The sequence below is a fragment of the Actinoplanes aureus genome, from assembly GCF_015704865.1.
GTDB lineage: Bacteria > Actinomycetota > Actinomycetes > Mycobacteriales > Micromonosporaceae > Actinoplanes > Actinoplanes aureus.
In genome coordinates, this window is sequence record NZ_JADQTO010000009.1 from 203,920 (window position 1) to 226,955 (window position 23,036).

At 71.4% G+C, this 23,036-nt stretch carries 19 protein-coding genes; 10 read left to right on the plus strand and 9 right to left on the minus strand.

Translation table 11 applies throughout. From position 1 onward, the window contains the following. Positions 1-108 precede the first annotated feature (108 nt). Positions 109-1,557: a Re/Si-specific NAD(P)(+) transhydrogenase subunit beta gene (pntB, locus tag I4J89_RS20855; protein ID WP_230859304.1), complete on the minus strand. Its 1,449-nt coding sequence runs from the start codon at positions 1,555-1,557 to the stop codon at positions 109-111. A gap of 4 nt (positions 1,558-1,561) precedes the next feature. Then, positions 1,562-3,079 (minus strand): Re/Si-specific NAD(P)(+) transhydrogenase subunit alpha, encoded by a 1,518-nt coding sequence (locus I4J89_RS20860; RefSeq protein ID WP_196415672.1) that lies wholly within the window; start codon positions 3,077-3,079, stop codon positions 1,562-1,564. A gap of 325 nt (positions 3,080-3,404) precedes the next feature. On the opposite strand from I4J89_RS20860, the gene I4J89_RS20865 reads away from it, so the two are divergent. Further along, positions 3,405-5,030, plus strand: coding sequence for an RICIN domain-containing protein (locus I4J89_RS20865; RefSeq protein ID WP_196415673.1), 1,626 nt, complete (start codon positions 3,405-3,407; stop codon positions 5,028-5,030). Between the two features lie 19 nt (positions 5,031-5,049). On the opposite strand, the gene I4J89_RS20870 is transcribed toward I4J89_RS20865, so the two are convergent. Next, positions 5,050-5,709 carry a response regulator gene (locus tag I4J89_RS20870; protein ID WP_196415674.1) on the minus strand — a complete coding sequence of 220 codons (660 nt, stop codon included), beginning with the start codon at positions 5,707-5,709 and terminating at the stop codon, positions 5,050-5,052. Continuing rightward, positions 5,706-6,860 (minus strand): sensor histidine kinase, encoded by a 1,155-nt coding sequence (locus I4J89_RS49605; RefSeq protein ID WP_196415675.1) that lies wholly within the window; start codon positions 6,858-6,860, stop codon positions 5,706-5,708. Before I4J89_RS49605 ends, I4J89_RS20870 begins: the two co-directional genes overlap by 4 nt. 159 nt (positions 6,861-7,019) lie before the next feature. On the opposite strand from I4J89_RS49605, the gene I4J89_RS20880 reads away from it, so the two are divergent. After that, on the plus strand, positions 7,020-7,697 hold the full coding sequence (locus I4J89_RS20880) for a hypothetical protein (protein WP_196415676.1): 678 nt from the start codon (positions 7,020-7,022) through the stop codon (positions 7,695-7,697). A gap of 47 nt (positions 7,698-7,744) precedes the next feature. On the opposite strand, the gene I4J89_RS20885 is transcribed toward I4J89_RS20880, so the two are convergent. Further along, positions 7,745-8,278 (minus strand): phospholipase, encoded by a 534-nt coding sequence (locus I4J89_RS20885; RefSeq protein WP_196415677.1) that lies wholly within the window; start codon positions 8,276-8,278, stop codon positions 7,745-7,747. A gap of 223 nt (positions 8,279-8,501) precedes the next feature. Here I4J89_RS20885 and I4J89_RS20890 point away from each other — a divergent pair, with 223 nt between their 5' ends. After that, positions 8,502-8,999: a DUF2975 domain-containing protein gene (locus I4J89_RS20890; protein ID WP_196415678.1), complete on the plus strand. Its 498-nt coding sequence runs from the start codon at positions 8,502-8,504 to the stop codon at positions 8,997-8,999. After that, positions 8,999-9,229 (plus strand): helix-turn-helix domain-containing protein, encoded by a 231-nt coding sequence (locus I4J89_RS20895; RefSeq protein ID WP_196415679.1) that lies wholly within the window; start codon positions 8,999-9,001, stop codon positions 9,227-9,229. The genes I4J89_RS20890 and I4J89_RS20895 overlap by 1 nt, the downstream gene beginning before the upstream one ends. Here I4J89_RS20895 and I4J89_RS20900 read toward each other — a convergent pair whose 3' ends face one another. Further along, on the minus strand, positions 9,230-9,691 hold the full coding sequence (locus tag I4J89_RS20900; protein WP_196415680.1) for a nitroreductase/quinone reductase family protein: 462 nt from the start codon (positions 9,689-9,691) through the stop codon (positions 9,230-9,232). Between the two features lie 255 nt (positions 9,692-9,946). On the opposite strand from I4J89_RS20900, the gene I4J89_RS20905 reads away from it, so the two are divergent. The 3 genes from I4J89_RS20905 to I4J89_RS20915 all read left to right on the plus strand — a co-directional run bounded on the left by I4J89_RS20905 (position 9,947) and on the right by I4J89_RS20915 (position 12,310). Continuing rightward, positions 9,947-11,137: a sensor histidine kinase gene (locus tag I4J89_RS20905; protein ID WP_196415681.1), complete on the plus strand. Its 1,191-nt coding sequence runs from the start codon at positions 9,947-9,949 to the stop codon at positions 11,135-11,137. 1 nt (position 11,138) lies between these two features. Continuing rightward, positions 11,139-11,825: a response regulator gene (locus I4J89_RS20910; RefSeq protein ID WP_196415682.1), complete on the plus strand. Its 687-nt coding sequence runs from the start codon at positions 11,139-11,141 to the stop codon at positions 11,823-11,825. A 65-nt stretch (positions 11,826-11,890) separates the two neighbouring features. Continuing rightward, positions 11,891-12,310 (plus strand): hypothetical protein, encoded by a 420-nt coding sequence (locus I4J89_RS20915; protein WP_196415683.1) that lies wholly within the window; start codon positions 11,891-11,893, stop codon positions 12,308-12,310. A gap of 56 nt (positions 12,311-12,366) precedes the next feature. On the opposite strand, the gene I4J89_RS20920 is transcribed toward I4J89_RS20915, so the two are convergent. Further along, entirely contained in the window at positions 12,367-17,826 is a 5,460-nt protein-coding gene (locus I4J89_RS20920) for an ATP-binding protein (protein ID WP_196415684.1), read from the minus strand. Positions 17,827-17,970: 144 nt separating this feature from the next. Next, positions 17,971-18,801 (minus strand): AraC family transcriptional regulator, encoded by an 831-nt coding sequence (locus I4J89_RS20925; protein WP_196415685.1) that lies wholly within the window; start codon positions 18,799-18,801, stop codon positions 17,971-17,973. Positions 18,802-18,871: 70 nt separating this feature from the next. On the opposite strand from I4J89_RS20925, the gene I4J89_RS20930 reads away from it, so the two are divergent. Further along, positions 18,872-19,303, plus strand: a complete 432-nt coding sequence (locus I4J89_RS20930) for a DUF6157 family protein (RefSeq protein WP_196415686.1) — start codon at positions 18,872-18,874, stop codon at positions 19,301-19,303. A 797-nt stretch (positions 19,304-20,100) separates the two neighbouring features. Here the strand turns inward: I4J89_RS20930 and I4J89_RS20935 are convergent. After that, positions 20,101-20,709, minus strand: coding sequence for an acyltransferase (locus I4J89_RS20935; RefSeq protein ID WP_196415687.1), 609 nt, complete (start codon positions 20,707-20,709; stop codon positions 20,101-20,103). A gap of 290 nt (positions 20,710-20,999) precedes the next feature. Between I4J89_RS20935 and I4J89_RS20940 the strand changes: the two genes are divergently transcribed. Both I4J89_RS20940 and I4J89_RS20945 read left to right on the plus strand, forming a co-directional pair. Continuing rightward, complete coding sequence (locus I4J89_RS20940) at positions 21,000-22,067, plus strand: Gfo/Idh/MocA family protein (protein ID WP_309238399.1); 1,068 nt, start codon at positions 21,000-21,002, stop codon at positions 22,065-22,067. After that, positions 22,064-23,032, plus strand: a complete 969-nt coding sequence (locus tag I4J89_RS20945) for an NAD-dependent epimerase/dehydratase family protein (protein ID WP_196415689.1) — start codon at positions 22,064-22,066, stop codon at positions 23,030-23,032. Before I4J89_RS20940 ends, I4J89_RS20945 begins: the two co-directional genes overlap by 4 nt. The last annotated feature ends 4 nt before the right edge of the window (positions 23,033-23,036 follow it).

Sequence of the window (23,036 nt, forward strand, 5' to 3'; positions counted from 1 at the left end):
CGCCGAATCGGCATTTTGCCCGGACACCGCCGAAACCACCGAGCCGACATCACCCCATCGAGTGAAAGCGACACCGTGCTCCGACTGTTTCGGCGGTGACGGCGCGGATCAGCGGTGCATCGCCGCCGGGGTGACGGCGGTGACCGCCCGCAGGATGTCGTCGACCCGCTCCTTCGCGTCGCCGAAGAGCATGGCGCAGTTCTCCCGGAAGAACAGCGGGTTCTGCACGCCGGCGTACCCGGAGGCCATCGACCGCTTGAAGACGATCACCTGGTCCGCCTCCCAGACGGTGAGCACCGGCATACCGGCGATCGGGCTGGTCGGGTCATCGGTGGCCGCCGGGTTGACGGTGTCGTTGGCGCCGATCACCAGGACGACCGAGGTGCCGGAGAAGTCGTCGTTGATCTCGTCCATCTCCAGGACGATGTCGTACGGCACGCGAGCCTCGGCAAGCAGCACGTTCATGTGGCCGGGCAGGCGGCCGGCCACCGGGTGGATGCCGAAGCGCACCCGCACGCCGCGCTCACGCAGCACCCGGGTCAGCTCGGCGACACCGTGCTGGGCCTGAGCGACGGCCATGCCGTAGCCGGGGGTGATGACGACCGAGTCGGCGGTGGTGAGCAACTCCGCGACGCCTTCGGCGTTGATCTCCCGGTGTTCGCCGTAGTCCTTGGCGTCGGCCGGACCGGCCTCGATACCGAAGCCACCGGCGATGACCGACAGGAAGGACCGGTTCATCGCCTTGCACATGATGTACGACAGGTAGGCACCGGACGAGCCGACGAGCGCACCGGTGACGATGAGCAGGTCGTTCTCGAGCAGGAAGCCGGCGGCCGCGGCGGCCCAGCCGGAGTAGCTGTTCAGCATGGACACCACGACCGGCATGTCGCCGCCGCCGATCGAGGCGACCAGGTGCCAGCCGAGCAGCAGCGCGATGACGGTCACGACGATCAGCAGCCACAGCCGCGGGGTGATCACGAACCAGGCGGTGAGCACGGCGAACGCGGCGAGTGCGCCGACGTTCAGGGCGTTCTTGCCGGGCAGCATGAGCGGGCTGGACTTGATCCGGGCGGACAGCTTGAGGAACGCCACGATCGAGCCGGTGAAGGTGACCGCGCCGATGAAGACGCCGATCACCACCTCGGCACTGTGGATGCCGAGCATGTCCTGAGCGTTCAGCAGGGCCGCCTCGGCGCCGTCCGGGTGGGCCTCGACGTGCAGGTAGCCGTTCCAGCCGACCAGCACGGCGGCGAGACCGACGAAGCTGTGCAGCAGGGCGATCAGTTCCGGCATGCCGGTCATCTCGACCCGGCCGGCTCGGTGCAGGCCGATCGCGGCGCCGATCAGCGTGGCCGCCGCGAGCAGGATCAGCCCGGTGGTGCTGATGTCGCCGGCGATCGCCAGGGCGACGGTGGCGGCGAGCGCCACGGCCATGCCGGCGATGCCGAAGCTGTTGCCGGCCCTAGCGGTCTCGTGCTTGGACAGGCCGGCCAGCGCCAGGATGAAGAGCAGGGCGGCGACGATGTACGCCGCCTGGGCCGCGGTTTCGACGGTCATCAGATCAGCTCCTGGAGAACATGGCGAGCATGCGGCGGGTCACCGCGAAGCCACCGAAGATGTTGATGCTGGCCAGCAGGATCGCGACGAACGAGAGCACGGTCACCGCGGTGTCGCCGTGTCCGAGCTGCAGCAGGGCGCCGACGACGATGATCCCGGAGATCGCGTTGGTGACCGACATGAGCGGCGTGTGCAGGGCGTGGTGCACGTGCCCGATGACGTAGTAGCCGATGACGATCGCCAGGGCGAAGACGGTCAGGTGGGGGCGCAGCGCGGCCGGCGCCAGCGCGGTGAGCAGGAACAGTACGGCGGCGCCGGCTCCGACCAGCACGTGCCCGCGCGTCTTGGACGGCGGTGCGGCCGCCACCTTGACCGGGGCCTTCTCGACGACGGCCGGCGCCGCGGAGACCGCGACCGGCGGCGGCGGCCAGGTCAACTCGCCGTCGCGGACCACGGTGATCCCGCGCTGGACGACGTCGTCGAAGTCGAGGACCAGCTGCCCGTCCTTCTCCGGGGTCATCAGCTTCATGAGATTCACCAGGTTGGTGCCGTACAGCTGGGAGGCCTGGGCGGGCAGGCGGCCGGGCAGGTCGGTGTAGCCGATGATGGTGACGCCGTTCGCGGTGACCACCACCTCGCCCGCGACGGTGCCCTCGACGTTGCCGCCGTTGGCCGCGGCCATGTCGACGATCACGCTGCCCGGTTTCATGCTGGCCACCATCTGCGCGGTGATCAGGCGCGGCGCCGGCTTACCGGGGATCAGCGCGGTGGTGATGATGATGTCGACCTCGGCGGCCTGGACCGCGTAGAGCTGCGCGGCGCGCTCGTTGTAGTCGTCGGACATCTGCTTGGCGTAACCGGTCGAGGAGACCTCCACCTCGGCGGACTCGACGGCCAGGTACTCGCCGCCCAGGGAACGGACCTGGTCGGCCACTTCGGGTCGCGGGTCGGTGGCCCGTACGATCGCGCCCAGACTGCCGGCGGCACCGATGGCCGCGAGGCCGGCCACGCCCGCGCCCGCGACGAGCACCTTGGCCGGCGCGACCTTGCCCGCGGCGGTGACCTGGCCGGTGAAGAACCGGCCGAAAGCGTGCGCCGCCTCGACCACCGCGCGGTAGCCGGCGATGTTGGCCATCGAGGACAGTACGTCCAGCGACTGCGCCCGGGAGATGCGCGGGACGGCGTCCATGGAGAGCGCCGTGATCGGACGGCGGGCCAGCTCCGCCACCAGGTCCGGGTCCAGGCGCGGGTTCAGCATCCCGATCAGCGTGGTGCCCTCGGCGAGTTTGTCGAGCTGCTCGGCCGGCGGCGGGTTGATGGCGAACACGACGTCCGCCGCGAGCGGGTCGCCGATGGTCGCCCCGGCGGCGGCGTAGGCCTCGTCGGAGAAGGAGGATTCGGCGCCGGCGCCGGCCTCGATCACCACGCCGTATCCGAGCTTGACCAACTCCGCCACGGTGGCGGGCGTCGCCGCCACCCGCCGCTCACCCGGATGCGGGTCGCGCGGTACACCGATGATCATCCGTTGACTCCTCGGTTGAAGTTGATCGTGAAAACGTGTGACGCGGGCCACGGGTTCAATGGTCCCGGCAATTTGTTACTCACCAGTAGGCGTGAGGCTAGGCGTTCTGAGTCCAGATTCCCAGAGGGCGGCGCACAGAAAAACACCAGAAGATCGCGTTCCGTGAAATCGGAGGTCGAGCAACCTTTTGCGGGCGCGCGGCCACTGAAAGACGTGGGCACGCCAACATCCATTCACGGGCATCTATATAGTGGGCGGGTGGTGCCTGGATCCCCCACCGGTCATCGCGAATGTTAACGCTCACAGCTACGGAGAAGGAATCCCCATGACCTCCCCCGCATCCCCGCCCCGGCGGCGCCGCTGGCGCGCCGCCCTCATCGGCGTGGTGGTGACCGCGCTGGCCGGCGCCGGCGCGGTCGTCGGCCTCCATCAGGCCAACGCCGCCACGGTCAACACCGCCGCCTGGTACGTCTTCGTCAACCGGCACAGCGGCAAGGCGATGGACGTCTACAACCTGGCCACCACCGCCGGGTCCGGCATCGCCCAGTTCACCCGCAACGACGGCAACTGGCAGCAGTGGCAGTTCGTCGACGCCGGCAGCGGCTGGTACAAGATCAGGAGCCGGCACAGCGGCCTGTTCCTGGAGCTGCCGAACACCAACGACGGCACCCAGCTGGTGCAGAACCCGGACAACGGCACCACCCGCCAGCAGTTCACGCTCAAGGACTCCGCGAGCGGCGACGTGCGATTCATCAACCGGCACAGCGGCAAGGCCCTCGACCTGTGGGAGTGGTCCACCGCCGACGGCGCGATCATCTCCCAGTTCGCCGACGCCGACGGCGCCAACCAGCGCTGGCAGATGGTCCAGGTCGGCACCGGCGGCGGCTCGACCAGCGGCTGCGGGTCCGGCACGTTCCAGTCCGAGGTGACCGTCAGCGGCAGCACCTGGACGGCCCGCAACGCCTCCGGTGCCAGCGTCTACACCGGCACCGACTTCCGCGCCGCGGTCCAGGCCGGCATCGGCAGCCTGAGCGCCGGGCGTACGTCAATGCAGCGCGTCGTGGTGCGCGGCAACGGCTCGATGAGCGCCGGCAGCCGGATCTCGCTGGCCAACTGGACCTCGCTGTCGGTCTGCGGCACGATCAACGTGACCGGCTCCGGCAGCGGCGACTACGCCCCGATCTACGCGCGCGGCGTCAGCAACATCGAGGTGCCGTACCTCAACCTCACCGGCTCGCCGATCTACGGCATCTTCATGCGCAACGTCAGCAACGTCTGGCTCGGCCAGCTCGACATGCGGCTCAGCGCCGGCCTCGGCGTGCGCATCGACAACCGCGGCGACACCAGCCAGTGGACCCGCAACGTCAAGATCGACAATGTGTACGTGCAGGGCGCCAGCTCGCACGCGGTGGAGACCTACGGCGTGGACGGCATCACGATCGGCACCGTGACGGCCCGCAGTGTCGGCGAGTCCGGTCTACTGCTGAACCAGACGATCAACGCGACGGTCGGCACCGTCGACGCCGACAACGCCGGAGCCGGCACGGGTTACGCCGCGTTCCGGATGGCCAACCGCAACGGGCGGGTGGGCAGCTCGTACCCGAACAACATCAAGGTCGGCACGGTGAAGGCGCGCGGCGGCGGCCGGGGCGTCTTCTGCGTCTCGGAGAGCGGCGGCTTCACCATCGACCGGGTCGACATCGCCAACACCGGCAACAACTCGGTCCTGCTGGAGAACTGCTACAACGGCGTGATCGCCGGGGTGTCCGGCACGATCAGCGGCGGCGGCGAGGTCCGCATCGCCAACCGGACCGAGTTCGCGCCGTCGTCCGGCATCCGGCTCCAGAACCTGTCGGTGAGCAACACCAACATCACCTGGAGCCCGTGTACGGGCAGCAACAACACGATCAGCAACGTCACGCGTACGAATTCCACGCTGACCTGGTGCTGACCTGAGGAGAGCGGCCTGGTCAGGCCTCACCGGGCCGGATCAGGCCGCTCTCGTACGCGAACGCCACCGCCTGGACCCGGTCGCGCAGCCCGAGCTTCGTCAGGAAGTTCGCCACGTGGGTCTTCACCGTCGCCTCGCCGATGTACAGCCGGGCGGCGATCTCCGCGTTGGACAGACCCCGGGCGACCAGCGCGAGCACGTCCAGTTCCCGCGGCGAGAGCCGGGTCAGCTCGGCCGCCCGGCTGGTGCGCCCCGCCTGTCCGGCGAACGATTCGATGACCCGCAGCGTCACCGACGGGTCGAGCAGTCCCCCGCCGTCGGCGACGACCCGGATCGCGTCCAGCATCTGCTGCGGCGGGGACACCTTGAGCAGGAACCCGCTCACCCCAGACCGCAGCGCCTCCTGCAGGTAGCGGTCCTCACGGAACGTGGTCAGCATGATCACCCGGGACTCCGGACGGGCGGCGATGATCTGCCGGGCGGCCTCGATGCCGTCCAGCAGCGGCATGCGGATGTCCATGAGCACCACGTCCGGCGCGGTCCGCCCGGCCAGCACCACCGCCTCGGCGCCGTCGACCGCCTCGCCGACCACCGTCAGGTCGGGCTCGTTGTCGACGAGCAGCCGCAGGCCGGCCCGGACCATCGCCTCGTCGTCGGCGAGCAGGACTCGGATGCTCACGGTAGCCGCCTCCGGATCGGGAACGTGGCGACGACGCGGTAACCACCGCCGGGCTCGGCGGCGGCGTGCAGGGTGCCGTCGTACAACTTGATGCGCTCTCGCATGCCGGTCTGCCCGTTCCCGCCGCCGGTGGCCGTCGCCGTCGTCCGCTCAGCGGCGGTGTTGCTCACCTCGGCCGTCAGCGCGTCACGCGTGTAGCGCAGCCGGACCTCGGCCGACGCGCCCGGGGCGTGGCGCAGCACGCTGGTCAGCGCCTCCTGCACGATCCGGTACGCCGACAGCTCCAGACCGGGCGGCAGGGGCACCGCATCACCGTCGATCGCCACCCGCACCGGGCACCCGGCCGACCGGACCTGCTCGGCCAGCGCGTCGAGCGAGCGCAGCGACGGCTGCGGGGCATCCTCGGCGTCGTCGGGATGCTCGGAGTCGCGCAGGATCCCCACCGTGCGGTGCAACTCGGACACCGACTCCCGGCCCAGCCGCTCCACCTCGGCGAGCAGCTGCTCGGCCTCGGGTCTGCCGTGCAGCCGCCGGGCTACGCCGACCTGGAGCACCATCACGCTGACCGAGTGCGCGACGGCGTCGTGCAGTTCCCGGGCGATCCGGGTGCGTTCGGCCGCGACCGCCTGCCGGGCTCGCAATTCGCGCTGCTCGGCCAGTTGCGCGGCCAGCTCCGCCAGCTCGGCCGAGCGGGCGCCCTCGCGCCGGACCAGGCTGCCCGCACCCCAGGCGGCGCCGGCGGCGAGCCCGAAGAACACCGGGTCCCAGAACGGCGCGTTCTCGCTGACCGTGGTCATCCCGAAGACCACGACGAGGGCCACGGTCAGCCAGGCGGCCCACCGTACCGAGGCGGCGCGGGCGCCGGCCCAGCCGACCACGGCCAGCATGGCGACCAGGCCGGCGCCGCCGAGATCGGTGAGACCCAGCAGCTTCGAGCCGGGGTAGAGCGCGGTGACCAGCAGCAGCGCGGACAACGACCGCCAGCCGGCCAGGACGACCGCCGATCCGTACGCCACGGCCACGCCCGCGGCCGCGGACCGGTGCTCCTGCCAGAGCACGTCCGCATACGCTTCGTAGACCCCGGCGACGGCCAGCAGCACCCCGAGCGCCGATGCCGCCCACCGGTCCTTCAGCACTCCCCGTCGTGGCACCCGGCGACGATACGGCACCGAGCACCGCCGCTACCTCCGCCGCGAGGCGGAGCATGATCAGCGAACGTCTCCCCCGCAGGACGGAAGCCCGGTTAGGTCCGTCCTCCCTAACGTCCTCACCGTTCGCCGCGACACCGCGGCCCGCACACGGAGAGTGACATGCTTGCTGACCCCACCCTGTCCCGCCGCCGGATCCTGACCGGCACCGCCCTGATCGCCGGTGTGGTGATCGAGATAGCCGGCTGGGCGACGGTTCCACCGCAGGACAACCTGGAGAGCGCGACGTACCTCGCCGCCCTCGGCGGCAGCCCGGGTCGCGCCCAGCTGTCGGCGATCCTGCTCAGCCTCGGCTGGGCCGTGCTCGCACTCGGCCTCGTCGGCGCGCTGTCGCTGCTGCGCGGCACCCGCGGCGCGATCCTGACGACGGCCGGGGCGGTCATCGCGGCCCTCGGCATGATCTCGGTGTCCGGGCAGGTGTACTCGGACTTCTACAAGATCGCGCTGCATCAGGGACTGCCGGTCGCCGACGCGGTCCGCGTCTACGAGAGCGCCGAAGGGCTCGGCGGCACCAGCGCGTGGGTGGTGACCGGGTTCCTGCTGTTCCCCGCGCTGCTGCTCATGCTGGCCGGGTTCGCGCGCGCCGGCATCCTCGGCTGGTGGGCACCCGCCCTGTACGGCGCCGCCACGGTCGGGTTCTTTCTGACTCCCCCGGTGGGCTGGATCCCGACCGCGGTCCTCGCCGTCATGTTCGTGCCGCTGATCGTGCTGGGCGTGCGCGCGTACTCCCGGGCCGGCAGCGCGGTCGTGGCCGCCGAGCCGGCTCCGGCGCCGAACTGAGCGAGCGCGCGGCCCTTTTCCGGCCGCGCGCTCGCGATCATGGATGGTCAGCCGGCGGCCGTCGCCGCGGCCTTGAGGTCGGCGGCCGCTTGCAGGTCGGCCGACTCGACCGCGGCGAGCGATCCGAAGATCGAGACCGCCTGGTAGTAGGTCCACGCCAGACTGTTGCAGGCCGGCCGGACCGCGCTCGCGTAGGTGGCGCACTTGCGCTTGAGGTCGGCGTAGAACGCCGAGTCGACGCGGCTCTTGTTCGCGCTGAAGGCGCCGATGTCCTTGTAGTTGCGGTAGCCGAAGTCGTGGCGCCAGCAGGACAGCTTGAAGTCGAAGCCGATCGGGTTGTCCGGGCTGGCGGAGCAGTAGTCGGTGCTCCAGTCGAACCGGTACGCCGACCAGGCGCCCTGGTTCTGCCGGGCGGCGTTCCAGCTGTTGTAGCTGGAGGCGCTGGTCTGGGTGAAGGAGGACAGGACCGCCGCCTTCTCGGCGGCGGTCACGGCGTACGCCGGAGTCGCCGCGACGAGGACGGCCAGGACGGTGAGGAGGGTGACGAGCGAAGCTCGCCGGCGGGCCGGGGACGTGGACATCCAGGGCTCCTTACGCGACGGGCCCGCCGGTGGAGGCGGACCGCCTGAACGATCACTAAGTCTGCGCCGCCGAGCCGGCTCCTGATCCATAGTCACATTGCTATTTGTCTATGGATGCGCAAACGGGCCCGGCTGGGATGCGATCATGGCAACGATCGATTTCCTTGCGATACCGATCGAAATTCGATAGCTTCTGCACGTTACTCGATCGGAAGGAACAATCGTGGGACGTCTGGCTGTGCTCGCGTTGCGCGGAGTACTGGTGCTCGGGCTCGCCGGGTCACTCTTCGTGCAGACAGTGATGGTCGCGCTCTTCGCCGCCGACCTGGAGGACTTCGGACCGGGCCTGGTCGCCCGGCGGGTGCCGATCCTCGGCATCATCGTGCTGGGCATCCTGACCACCCAGATCACCATGGTCTGCGTGTGGCGGCTGCTCACCATGGTGCGGCGCGGCACGGTCTTCTCCCATGCCGCGTTCCGCTACGTGGACATCGTGATCGGCGCGATGGCGGCGGCCGCCCTGCTCGCCTTCGCCATGGCGGTCACGCTCGCGCCCGGCGAGGAAGTCGCTCCCGGCATCGTCGGCCTGATCTGCGGCGCCTCCGTCATGATCGGCGGCGTCGGCCTGGTCGTCTTCGTGATGCGGACCCTGCTCGCCCAGGCGGTCGCCCGCGACGCCGAGGCGAAGCACCTGCGGGCCGAGCTGGACGAGGTGATCTGATGCCGATCATCGTCGACATCGACGTGATGCTGGCCCGGCGCAAGATGTCCGTCGGCACGCTCGCCGAGCAGGTCGGCATCACCCCGGCGAACCTGGCCGTCCTCAAGAACGGCCGCGCCAAGGCGGTCCGCTTCTCCACGCTCGCCGCCCTGTGCGAGGTCCTCCGATGCCAGCCCGGCGACCTGCTGCGCTGGGAACCCGGCGCGGACGAGGCCGAGGACGCCGCCTGATCACCGTGCGGGCGTCAGGCGGAAGATGCGCAGGCGCCGGTGCGCGGCGCGGGTGCGGTAGTTCTCGTAGCCCGGCCACTGGTCGACGATCAGCTGCCAGAGCCGTTCCCGGTCGGCGCCCTCGGCCTCGGTGGCGGTCACCGGCACCTCACGGCCGTCCAGGGTGACGCCGGCACTCGGGTTCGCGCGCAGGTTCCAGGACCAGGCCGGATCCTTCTCGCCGCCCCAGTTCGAGGCGATCACGACCAGGTCGTCGCCGTCGCGGACGTATTGCAGCGGCTGGCTGCGCGGCAGGCCGCTGCGGCGTCCGGTCGTGGTGAGCATGAGCGAGGGCGCCATGCCGAGGGCCACCACGCGCCCGCCGGTGACCCGGCCGAGCCACCGGTCCAGGCGGACCATCCGGCGCGCGATCGGCGTGAACCCCGGCCACCCGCCGGCCGCACGCCACAGCCTTCTCCACATGGTCGGTCACCCTACCGGGAGGGCAGACCGGCCGGAGCGAATGTGCTCGCGCTAGGGGCCTCCCGTTTCCCGGCGGTCGCGCTCGGGGCCGCGCGGGGCTGCTCGCTCGCGCTGGGAGATCGGGGACGGGCCGACTTCTTCGGGACGGCCGGTCTCCCGTACCGAAAAGATGCGGACCTCGGGTAAACCACGGTGGTATCGGCGTGCTCACCCTGGTTGATGTCGCGCGGCGCGGGCTGCCGCTACAGTGCGGCCGTGCACGGCGCGATCAAGGATCGAATCGCGCGCCTGCCGGCGGCGCACCCCCTGCTCGCCGACGGCGCGGTGGCCGTCGCCATGGCCACCGTCGGCTGCCTGCTCGGCTCGGAGAACACCCCCGCGCCGTGGCGCGAATTCGACCCACTCGCGTACGCGCTGACGGTGGCGATCAGCCTGCCCCTGACGGTCCGCCGCCGATGGCCGACTTTCGCCGCGGCCGCTTCGGCGGTGCTGTGGCTGGCGTACGTATCGGCGGGCTACTGGCCGGTCGTCAACGCGTACGCGATGTTGCTGGCCTTCTACACGGTGGCCGCGCGCCGCCCGGCCCGCGAGTCGCTCGCCTGGGTCGCGGTCAGCGCGGCCGGATGGATCTACGCGGGACTGATCAGCGAGGGTTCCTCGATGGCCGGCGTCGTCGTGCAGGGCGTCGCCATCCCGTTGATCGTGTGGTGGTTCGGCCGGGCCGCCGGTCAGCTCGAGGACCGCAACCGGCGGCTCGCCGAGGCGGCCGCCGCGTTGCGCGACGGTCAGGCGGAACGCCGGCGGCGGGCGATCGCCGACGAGCGCGTGCGCATCGCCCGCGAGCTGCACGACGTGATCGCCCACCATCTCACCGTCGTGTCGGTGCAGGCCGGGCTCGCCCGGTTCGTGCTGCGATCGGATCCGGCCACCGCGAGCACCGCGCTGGACTCGGTGATCGACACGAGCAGCGAGGCCCTGGCGGAGATGCGCCGGATGCTCGGCCTGCTGCGGGCCGGCCGCGACGACGAACGGCCGTTCACCCCGGCGCCCGGCATCGCCGGTCTGGGCGACCTGATCGACCGGGTCCGGGCCGCGGGCCCGGCGGTCTCGCTGACTGTCACCGGTACGCCCCGCGAGCTCTCCCCCGGCCCGGCCGTCGCGGTGTACCGCATCGTGCAGGAGTCGCTGACCAATGTGCTCAAGCACGCGGCCGCCGCGAACGCCGAGGTCAACCTGCACTTCGGTGCGGACGAGCTGACCGTGACGATCACCGACGACGGTCACGGGCCTGGGCCCGGCGCACAGGGGCAGGGCATCATCGGCATGGATGAACGGGCCCGCCTCTACGGCGGGTCGCTGACCGCGGGTCCACGCGAGCCACGCGGTTACACGGTCACGGCGGTCCTGCCGCTGGACACCGCAGCACGACCGGAGGGGGATCGGTGAGATGGTCAGTGTCCTGGTCGCCGACGATCAGCCGCTCATCCGCGCCGGACTCGGCGCGCTGATCCGGGCCGCGCCGGGCCTGGAACTGGCCGGCGAGGCCGAGGACGGCAACGATGCGGTGGCTCGCGCCAGTGCGCTGCGGCCCGAGGTGATCCTGATGGACATCCGGATGCCGGAACTCGACGGGGTCGGCGCCACCCGGCGGATCCTGGCCCAGCCCACGCCGCCACGGATCCTGGTGCTCACCACGTTCGACCTCGACGAGTACGTGTACGCCGCGCTGCGTGCCGGGGCCAGCGGCTTCCTGCTCAAGGACGTCTCCGCGGAGCAGCTGATCGAGGCGATCAAGATGATCGCGGCCGGCAGCCAGCTGTTCGCGCCGAGCGTCGTGCGGCGTCTCGTGGAGGCATACCTGCGGACCGACGGGTCCGGCGAGCCGTTCCCGGACCTGTCCGGGCTGACCGGCCGTGAGGTGGAGGTGCTGCGGCTCGTCGCGACCGGCCGGTCCAACGCGGAGATCGCCGCCGAGTTGTTCATCGGCGAGGGCACCGTGAAGACCCATCTGAACCGGCTGATGACCAAGCTGGGCCTTGCCAGCCGGGCGCAGGCCGTGGTGGCCGCCTACGAGTCCGGCCTGGTGGTGCCCGGGCGGCTGGGACCCACCCACCACGACGCGCCTACCGCCTAGGTTTACCGGCGGCTCTGCCGCACAGCGGACGACAGCAGAGAAGGTCGTCAATACGGTCGGACTCCATGACACAACGATTCAGGCGAACAGGCGCCGCGCTCGGCGCCGCCGCACTCCTGGCCACCGTCGGCCTGCAGCACGTCACCACGACGGTGGCGCTGGCATCCACCAACTGGATCATGAACGACAATCTCACCGGCGGGCGGCTCGGCGTCATCCGCAACCGCAACGCTCCGCCCGCCAGGTACGACGCGTTGCTTCCCAACAACCAGTACACCGACCGCAACCTCCGCTGGAACACAGCAGGCGGCTGGTACACCGGCCCCGGTTACTGCACCCGGCAGTGGCGGCTGGACAGTCCGGACGGCACCCTGTATCGCCAGTGGCCGAACCTGGGCCCGGGCCGGCACCTCATCGGCACCACCACCAGTTACCAGGTCAGCATGTACCGGGCGACGGACTCGAACTGCGCCGACGACAGCTGACAAGCTGCCGGCGCCGCCGTGATGCACGGGGATCATCACGACGGCGCCGGCGGTCGTCAGCGCAGGCCGGCCTCGATCGCGCCGATGATGCGCGGGCGCAGCTCGGCGGCGTCGATGACGGCGTCCACCGAGCCGACCTCGACCGCGCGCTGGATGCTGTGCACCCGGTCGAACTCGGCGGCCACCTCGTTGAGCTTCTCGGCGCGGACCGACGAGCGCAGCCCGTCCAGCTCGGCGAGCAGCGCGCTGCGGTCCCGGCCGGTGCAGGCGGCGGCCCGGGCCTCGAGTTCCCGGATCCGCGTGTCGGCGGCGGTACGCGCGTTCACGTCACCGGCGAACACCACCGCTGCCGCCGGGGCACCGCCGAGCACCGAGGCGAAGGAGCCGTCGACCGCGAGCACGGTCATGTTCGGGTTCAGCGCCTTCGAGAAGACCACGAACGCACCACCGTGGTACCGCGAGATCACGCAGAACACGATCGGGCCCTGGAAGTTGACGATCGCCCGGCCGATCTCCGCGCCGTACTCCAGCTGGAGCTTGCGCATCGACTCGGGTGAGCCGTCGAACCCGGACAGGTTGGCCAGCACCACGAGGGGCCGGTTGCCCGAGGCCGCGTTGATCGCCCGCGCCACCTTCTTCGACGAGCGCGGGAACAGCGTGCCCGCGGTGTAGGTGTCCGGGCCGTCGGTGGGCGGGAAGCCACCGCGCGGCACCGAACGGGACTCGATACCGACCAGGCACACCGGGATGCCGCCGAGGTGCACGTCCTGCACCACCGCGGTCTCGGCGTCGGCCATCCCGGCCCAGCGCTCCAGCACCGGGTGGTCCTGGTCGGTGAGCGCCCGCATCACCGTACGGATGTCGAACGGCTTCTTGCGGTCCGGGTTCGCCGTGACCGAGAAGATCTCGCCGACCGTGGTGAAGTCGCTGCCCGCGCTCGTGTGCGGGAAGTCGCGGACGTCCCGGTCGGCCGGGTCGGTGGTGGCGGTCCGCCGCGGGCCGATCTCGCCCGGCACGACGTACGTGTGGTCGTAGTGCGACATGACCACCTCGACCGCGGCGGCCAGGTCCGGCGCCCAGTACTGGGCCTGCCCGTTCGGACCCATCACCCGGTCGTAGCCGCCGATGCCGAAGTTGTCCTCGGCCGACACGCCGCCGGAGAAGTCCAGCGACTGCTTGCCGGTGAGCACCATCGCCGACTCCGGCGTCATCACCAGGATGCCCTTGGTGTGCATGAGCATCGTGGCCTCGGCGTTCCAGTACGGCTGGGCGCCGACGTTGATGCCCGCGACCACGATGTTGATCTCACCGCCGGCCTGGGTGAACTCGACGATCCGCTTGAGCGCGGCGGCCACCCAGTCCATGTTCTCGGTGCCCGACTCCATGGAGATCCGGGCGCCGGCGGAGAGCGCGTACCACTCCAGCGGCACCCGCATCCGCTCGGCCAGGTCCAGGGCGGCGATCACCCGGCGGCACTCCGGTTCGGAGAGCGCACCGAGCGACTTGGTCGGGTCGCCGAGCAGCAGCACCCGGCTGATGCCCCCGGGGTGCCGCGCGGTGCGTGTGGTCACCACACCGGCGACGAGGGCCGCTTTGTTGCGCCCCTTGGGCCGGTCCACCGGCACCAGAGCGTGGCTCTCGTCCAGGTCGTACTCGGCGAAGTCGCCGAGCAGACCGGTCAGCTCGTACGGGTAGACCGTGTTCCGGGCCGCCGCCCGCTGCACCTTCTGCTGGTAGTCGTCGAGCGGCTCGACCGGCTCGGTCGGCGGCTCGCCGAGGGAGAGCTCCGGCCGCCCGGTGGCGTCGAAGGCGATCCGCATGCCCAGCTTGGTCAGCTGCCCGGTTCTCGGGTCACGCTGCCGGGCGATGAACAGGATCTCCTGGAGACCGGCGCCCGCGGTGGTCGGCTGCACCCGCCGGGCCAGCATCTCCAGTTCGGCCGGGCTCAGGTTGCTGGCCGGCCAGACGTACACGACGATCCGGTTGCTCTTGAAGCGTTCCTTCGGCGAACGCCGCGACTGCGCCCGGCGGATCGAGTCGAGGCAGGTCGCCACGACGTCCTCGGCGGTGGGCAGCGCGACCAGCCGACCGTCGTGCTCGCGCAGCTCGGTCAGGTCGCGGACCTGGGCGAACGCGACCAGGCGCTGGTCCGACGGGTTCTCCCGGGCGACGCACTGGAACAGGTGGACGTCCTCGTCGGAGGAGGGCAGGCGGGTGAGGTCGAACTTGCTCAGCCGCTCCAGCTGCATCCGGTGCGCGATGTACGGGTGCAGCCCCCGGATCAGCCGCTCCTCGGTCATCCCGGTGATCGACGGCCGGAAGGTGAAGTGGTGGTGCGCCACCGCCCCGCCCCGCCCGGCGACGGCGAACGTCACCCGCAGCACCTGCGCCGGCAGCGGCTCGGCGTTGACCACCTCGTGCAGGGCGGCCGCCGTCGCGTCCAGGTCCTCCGGCTGGTTCTCCCAGGCCAGGTAGATGTCGGCGTCGACCGCGCCGTCACCGCGGGCCAGCTCGGCCAGGCCGTGCAGGGTGGCGCCCAGCGCCTCGAACCGCACCGCCGACGAGATCAGCCGGGAACCGGCCCGCTCGGCGACCACGAACGAGGCGCCGGCCACGGTGCTGGTGCGTACCCCGGTCAGATCCTTGTTGCCGTAGTAGCGCCGGGTCAGCACCTCGAGCATGACCGAGTTGTCCAGGTCGGCGCGGACCAGCCGCTGCCCGAGGACCCGCAGCAGCGGCTCGGTGCTGCGGACCATCTCGGCGATCCGCTCGTCCCGGTCCGGCGAGTCCGGATGGGCGTCCAGGTGGCGCAGGTGGCCGCGGACGGCGTTGTAGACCCGGGCCCGGTTGCGCAGCAGCAGCGGCTGGGCGAACCAGGCGAAGACCACGCCGCGGGCCAGGTCGGCGAGCGCCGGGAAGCGCACCTGGGTGGCGGCGACCAGCCGCTCCAGGGCGAGGCCGACCGGCTCGCGCAGCGCCTCGTCCGGCGGCGACTCGCGCAGCCAGACGCTGAGCAGGGCCGCGATCACCTTGGCGTCGGCCGAGGTGCGCTGCTGGGCCAGGAACAGCCGGAACACCGCGGCCTCCAGCTGCGGGGTCCGGTCCAGCTCGGTGACCCCGTAGTGGCCGAACGCCTTGGTCAGCCGGCTGCGGAACGCCTCCGGCAGTCCGGCCCGCTCGGCGTCCAGGCTCTGCAGGTAGGTGTGGAAGTGCTCGCGGGCGCTGTGCACCCGGCTGTCGCCCTCGCTGTCGTCACCGACCGGCCGGTTACGGCTCAGCTCGGTGAGGTCGGCGAAGACGTCGATGAGGGCGAGCTCCTCCGCCAGCGGCCGGCGGCCGTTCTGGGACGCCTCGGTACGGGCGGCGAGGTAGTCGTCGAGGACCCGCCGGCTGTCGTGCGGGTCCACGTCGAAACCGAGCAGCAGGCTGCGCAGATCCTCGTGGCCACGGGTGGTGCGCTGGCCGGCCGAGGCCTCCCCGGGCGCGGCGGGCAGGTCCAGCTCGACCGCCTCGGCCACGGCGGCCTGCTCGGCCTCGGCACCGGCCAGCGGCTCCAGGCGCAGCAGCGGGGCGCCGGCGTCGACCTTGCTGCCGACGGTGACCACCAGCTCCTTGAGCCGGGCCTTGAACGGTGCCCGCAGCACCGCCTCCATCTTCATGGCCTCCAGGACCAGCACCGGCGCGCCGGCCTCGACCTCGGCGCCGACCTCCAGCGGGGTGGCGACGACCAGCGCCGGCATCGGCGAGCGCAGCACGCCGCCCTCGTCCCGGCTGATCCGGTGCGTCACCCCGTCGACCTCGACCAGGTGAATCGACTTGTGGGTGCCGGTGAGCAGGCGGTAGCGGGTGCCGTTCACCCGGATCTGACCGGTGTGCCGGTCGAAGCGGTCCAGCTCGACGTCGGCGACCCGGGCGTCGTCGCCGGCCTCGATGCCGACCCGGAAACGCTGCGGGCCGACCCGGGCGACGCGTACCCGGTAGGTGACGCCGCGCAGCTTGAGGTCCAGCGGACGGCCGCTCTCGTGCTGCACCTGCGGGCGCCCGCCGAACGCGGTGGACAGCAACCGCTGCTGTTCGGCCTGCTCCTCCTCCTGGTACACCTCGATCGCGGCGGCGGTCAGCGCCACCGCGGAGTGCCGGTGCGAGACCAGGCGACCCTCGCCGCGGACCCGGTCGATCCAGCCGGTGTCGGCGCTGGCGTCGATCACCTCGGGCTGGTGCAGCAGGTCGAGCACGAAGCTCTTGTTGGTGGCGCCGCCCTCGATGACCACGGTGGTCTCGGCCATGGCGCGGCGCAGCCGTCCGAGCGCCTCGTCGCGGTCCCGGCCGTACGCGATGATCTTGGCAATCATCGAGTCGAAGTCGGCGGCGATGGTGTCGCCCTCGCTGACACCGGTGTCCACCCGGATGCCGGGCCCGGCGGGCAGGACGAGGCGGGCGATCCGGCCCGGAGCGGGCGCGAAGTCGCGGTCCGGGTCCTCGGCGTTGAGCCGGGCCTCGATGGCGTGCCCGCGCTCGGCCGGCCGCTCGCCCTCCAGCTTGCCGCCGGCGGCCACGAACAGCTGGGCCTTGACCAGGTCGAAGCTGGTGGTCGCCTCGGTGATCGGGTGCTCCACCTGGAGGCGGGTGTTGACCTCGAGGAAGGCGAACAGCTTCTCGCCCGGGTGGTAGAGGAACTCGACGGTCGCGGCGCCCCGGTAGCCGACCGCGACGGCCAGCCGCTCGGCCGACGCCTTCAGCTCGGCGACCTGGTCGGGGGCGAGGACCGGCGACGCCGACTCCTCGATGACCTTCTGGTTGCGCCGCTGCACCGAGCAGTCCCGCACGCCGAGCGCCCACGCGGTGCCCTGGCCGTCGGCGATCACCTGGACCTCGACGTGCCGGGCGCCGGTGACCAGGCGCTCCAGGAACACGACGCCGCTGCCGAAGGCCCGCGCGGCCTCCTGGCTGGTGCGCTCGTAGACGTCGGCGAGCTCGTCCGCGCTGCGGACCACCCGGATGCCGCGCCCGCCGCCGCCGGCGGTCGCCTTCAGCATCAGCGGGTACCCGATCTGCGCGGCGGCCGCCGTGGCGTCCTCCAGGGTGGCGACCTCGCCGCGGCTCCACGGCGCCACCGGGACGCCGACCTCCTCGGCGATCAGCTTGGAGCCGATCTTGTCGCCGAGCTTGCGCATGGCGTCCGGGTTCGGCCCGATGAAGGTCACCCCGACCTTCTCGCACAGCTCGGCGAAGGCCGGGTCCTCGGCCACGAAGCCCCAGCCGACCCAGGCCGCGTCGGCCCCGGTCTCGACCAGTGCGCGCTCGAGAACCTTCAGATCCAGATACGGACGCGCGGCAGCCGGACCGAGGTCGTACGCGATGTCGGCCTCGCGGACGAACGTGGCGTGCCGGTCGACGTCGGTGTAGAGCGCGACGGTCTCGATCGGTGTCCCGGTCTCTGCGGCCAGGTCCCGCGCGGCGTGGATGAGGCGCATGGCGGCCTCACCCCGGTTGATGATTGCGATACGACGGAACAACCGAATCGAGCCCTTCTTCTGCCGGAGTCGGTTGCCGGCCAGCGCACCCCTGAGCGGGACGACAACCGATCCGACTGTAGTGGATGGCGCTCAGCCGAGAACGCGGTGACCAGCCTGTTCGCGGTAGAGCAGGCAGATTATGGGTTACTGGTGAGTCAACAAAGCCGCCGGTTTCAGAGATTTGAGATAGCCGCCGGGCGTCATACCGACCGCCGAGCGGAAGTCGTTCACCAGATGCGACTGGTCGGCGTAGCCGAGCCGGGCCGCTATGTCCGCCGCACCCGCCTCGCCGTCGACCGCGAACTGCCGGGCCACCTCCTGCAGCCGTACCCACCGCCGCACCCAGGCCGGCCCGTGCCCGATCGTCTCGCGCAGGGCGCGCTGCACGGTCCGCGCCGACGGTCCGGCCGGCAGCGGCTCACCCCGGTGGATCGCCGCCACCACGTCGTTCGCGAGCGACTGTCTCGCCGTCAGCGGGCGTTCGGTCACCATCGCCGCGATGATCATCGTGGCCCGGTCGATCCGGGAGACCACGTCCGGTACGTCAGCGACCGAACGCATCAGCGCGTACAGCCGGACGTCCAGCTCGGGAACGACCGGAACCGTCCGGTCGGCGATCGCGGCCGGAGCCAGATCGCTGACGACGGCGAGCCCGGCCGGCCGCAACCGGATCGCGAACGCGCCACCCGATCCGGCGATCTCCCGCGCCCACGCGTGCTGGTGCACGCCGGTGACAACGAGTTCGGCGGGCACGTGACCGGTCTCGACCGTGAGCGTCACCGCCGGATCGGTGATCACCCGCTGCTGGATCCGCTGCCCGGCGGGCAGATTCCACGTCACCGTCCAGAAATGGTCGACCACCGCGCCGACCGTTTCGTCAGCCTCGTGGAGGGTCGCCGCGTAGCGCGCCAGGTTGTCCGGATGCAGAACACCCGACCGGTCGGCCCGGCCCAGCAGCCGCGACGTGCTAGCCATGAGGCCAGGTTGCCAGCCCGTGTCGCGAATCTCCAAGACCCGCGGTGGCACCGCGGCCAGGATGGCGGGCATGCACAGCACCAACTACGTGAACACGTTCATCCAGGTAGCGGAGGACTGCCCGGCATCGAGCGCCACCGTTCCCCCGCAGCGGGCCACGGCCAGCATCGCCGAGCTCACCTTCCGGATGATCGCCGAGGCGCCCTACCAGCACACCTCCGACGACGTGATCTTCACCGTCTGGGCCGACCGGCGCGGCCTGCCGCAGGCCGCCCGCGCGGCCGCGCGCGACGAGTTCTTCGCCAAGGGCCAGCCCTGCCTGCGCTCCAGCGACCTCGGCAAACGATACGGCTGGGGCATCCACTGCGACGGCGCCGGCCGGACCGCCCTGGTCGCCGTCGGCTCCGCCGCCTACGCCCAGCTGGCCGCCGGCCACGCCCCCGACGGCACGCCGGTCACCCGGACTCGCGCCATGCGCAGCAACCGGCAAACCTCCCGCTGACGAGCGGTCTCTGCCTACCGGTCACGCTTCTCCGGGGTACGCGTAACCGCCGTCGCCGCCGAAGCCGACCCGTCCCCGCTCTCCCACCGCGAGCCAGGCTTCCCCGCCCGGCCCCAGCGCGCCCGCCGGGAAACACCATCCCGCCGGCGAACCCGAGACGCTTCAGCCGGGCACCGCCATAAGGGCGGCTGGGCGCCAGCCCGCCGAGCCCGGCCGCACGTGAAAGGGCGCGGCGATGTTAACCCGCCACAGGCCGCAGCCCAGCGGGTCCGGCCTGGCGCTTGAACGCTATAGAGCGCCGTGAGGTCCGCAGGCTACGGCCGGCGGGCGCGAGCCGTCGCCCACGCACGTTATGGGATGCGGTGAGGTGCGCGGGCTACGGCCAGCAGAGGCGAGCCGTCGCCCACGCACGCTATGAGGCGCGGTGAGGTGCGTGAGCTACGGCCGGCGGGCGCCGGCCGTCGTTGGCGGGACGACCTGGTGCGGCACATCTGGCTCGGCACACGCCCGGCGGAACGCTTCCGGCGGCGCGAGCCCGGCAGGACGCGCCCGGCGGCACGGGCTCGGCGGGGCGGGACGGGACGGTGTTTCCCGGCGGGCGCGCTGGGGCCGGGAGGGCAAGCCCGGCTCGCGTCGGAGGGCGGGGACGGGTCGGCTTCGGCGGGACGCCGATTACACGTACCTCGAAGGGGTGTGAGCGGTAAGCGAAGGTCTCGGCCCAAGCTCAATGCTGTCTCAACGGCCTCGAGACAACACTCACGTTGGGCCGAGAAAAGGACCCTGACCGCGAAGGCTCTCTAGTTTTCGGAGAGTGTGCCGTTTGACTCGGTGTATTCGGCGCCGGTCTCGGGGCAGACCCAGAGGCCGCCGCCTTTTGAGGTCAGGGGGCGGCCGGCGCGGCCGGCCCAGCCGACCCGGCGGGCCGGCACGCCGACGACCAGGGCGAAGTCGGGGACGTCCTTGGTGACCACCGCGCCGGAGCCGACCAGGGCCCAGCGGCCGATGGTGACCGGGGCTACGCAGACGGCGCGGGCGCCGATGGCGGCGCCCGCGCCGATGGTGACGCCTACCGGGGTCCAGTCGGCGCCGGTCTTGAGGCGGCCGTCGGGGGTGATGGCTCGCGGGTATTCGTCGTTGGTGAGCACTGCGGCGGGGCCGATGAAGACGCCGTCGGCGAGGCGGGCCGGCTCGTAGACGAGGGCGTGGTTCTGCAGCTTGCAGTTGTCACCGAGGGTGACGCCGGGGCCGACGTAGGCGCCTCGGCCGATGTTGCAGTCGCGGCCCAGGGTGGCGTTCTCGCGGATCTGAGCGAGGTGCCAGATCCGGCTGCCGGCGCCGATCACGGCCCGATCGTCGACGTCGGCGGTCGGGGCGACGGTCACGCCGTCGCGGGTCGGCTCTGTCATGTGGCATCCCTTGGCGAGCGAGCGAGCGAGGGGGCGGGCGGCGGACCGGGCCAGGGTAGTCGGGAGAGCCGCTCGCGGATGTCGGGAAGCCGACGCCGGGATCCAAAATGGCCGATGGTTGACGCGGCCCGGGGCCGAGCGGCGTGTCCACGATGGCCGAAGGTATCGGCCTTCGCTGCGGCTCCGCCTGAATTCCGTCAGTGATCTGGCGGTGTACCGAGCGGAGTCGATAGCTTCCCCAACGGCACCGTCCACGTTGTATCCATGCTTGCCGACCGAAACGGATGTCCGTGACTCCTCCACTCTCCGCACCCGCGATCGGTGTGGCCGTAGTCGGGGCCGGTTACTGGGGCCCCAATCTCGTCCGCAACTTCCAGGGCAGCACCGCGTTCCGCCTGCACTGGCTCTGTGACCTCGACGTCGAGCGGGCCCAGCGGGTTCTCGGCGGGTATTCGACGGTCCGGGTCTCCGCCGACCTCGACGAGGTCCTCGCCGATCCGGACGTGCACGCCGTCGCGATCGCCACCCCGGCCGGCACGCATCTGCCGGTGGCGATGGCCGCGTTGCGCGCCGGCAAACACGTGCTGGTCGAGAAGCCGCTCGCCGCGACCTACACCGAGGGGCTGCGGCTCGTCGAGGAGGCCGAGCGGCGCGGGCTGACGCTGATGTGCGACCACACCTACTGCTACACCCCGGCGGTGCTGCGCGTGCGCGAGCTGCTGCACGCCGGTGAGCTGGGCGAGCTGCACTTCCTCGATTCGGTACGGATCAACCTGGGCCTGGTCCAGCGCGACATCGACGTGGTCTGGGATCTGGCACCCCACGACCTGTCGATCCTGGACTTCGTGCTGCCGCCGGCGGTACGCCCGGTCGCCGTCGCGGCGCACGGTGCGGACGGCATCGGCGCCGGGCGGGCCTGCGTGGCGTACCTGACGTTGCAGCTGAGCAACGGCGCGATCGCCCACATCCATGTGAACTGGCTGTCCCCGGTGAAGATCCGCACGGCGATCTTCGGCGGGTCGAAGCGGACCCTGGTGTGGGACGACCTCAATCCGAGCCAGCGGCTGTCGCTCTACGACCGGGGTGTGGACGTGGCGTCACCGGAGGAGCTCGGTGACGAGCAGCGGCGGGACATCCTGGTGTCGTACCGCTCCGGCGACATGGTGGCGCCGGCGCTCCCCGAGCGGGAGGCGCTGCGGACCATGGTGGAGGAGTACGCGCGGGCGATCACGACCGGCACGCCCGCCCTCACCGACGGCCGCGCCGGGCTGCGTGTCCTGGAGATCCTGCAAGCGGCCACCCGGAGCCTGGCCGACGGCGGAGCAATGATCAAGATCGACGAGAGGCACACAGCGTGACTGGGGTACAGATCGAGGGCGCGCGCGCCCTCGTCACCGGCGGGGCGGGCACCATCGGTTCGCACGTCGTCGACGAGCTGGTCCGCGGCGGGGCCGCCGAGATCGTCGTTCTGGACAACTTCGTCCGGGGCCGCCGGGAGAACCTGGCCGGGGCCCTCTCGTCCGGCACGGCCGTGCGGCTCGTCGACGGGGACATCCGGGACCAGGCGCTCCTCCGTGAGCTGACCGCCGGGCAGGACCTGGTCTTCCACCTGGCCGCGATCCGGATCACGCAGTGCGCGGAGGAGCCGCGGCTGGCCAACGAGGTTCTGGTGGACGGCACGTTCAACGTGATCGAGGCGGCCGCGGAGGCGGGCGTCAAGAAGCTGGTGGCGTCGTCGTCGGCGTCGGTCTACGGGCTGGCCGAGGAGTTCCCGACCACCGAGCGGCACCATCCGTACAACAACGACACGTTCTACGGCGCGGCGAAGGCGTTCAACGAGGCGATGCTGCGCAGCTTCCACGCCATGAAGGGCCTGGACTACGTGGCCCTGCGCTACTTCAACGTGTACGGCCCGCGGATGGACATCCACGGCCTCTACACCGAGGTGCTGATCCGCTGGATGGAGCGGATCGAGTCGGGCTCTCCCCCGCTGATCCTCGGCGACGGCCTGCAGACCATGGACTTCGTGCACGTCGCCGACATCGCCCGGGCCAATATCCTGGCCGCCCGCGCCGACGTCACCGACGAGGTGTTCAACATCGCCAGCGGCACCGAGACCAGCCTGGCGGAGCTGGCCGCCGCGCTCAGCGCCGTGATGAAGTCCGACCTGGCGCCGGAGCACGGGCCGGCCCGCGCGGTCAACGGTGTCACGCGCCGCCTGGCCAGCACCGACGCCGCCTGGGACAAGCTCGGCTTCCGGGCCGAGCTCAGCCTCACCGAGGGCCTGCAGGGCCTGGTCGACTGGTGGCGGTCGTCGCGATGATCCC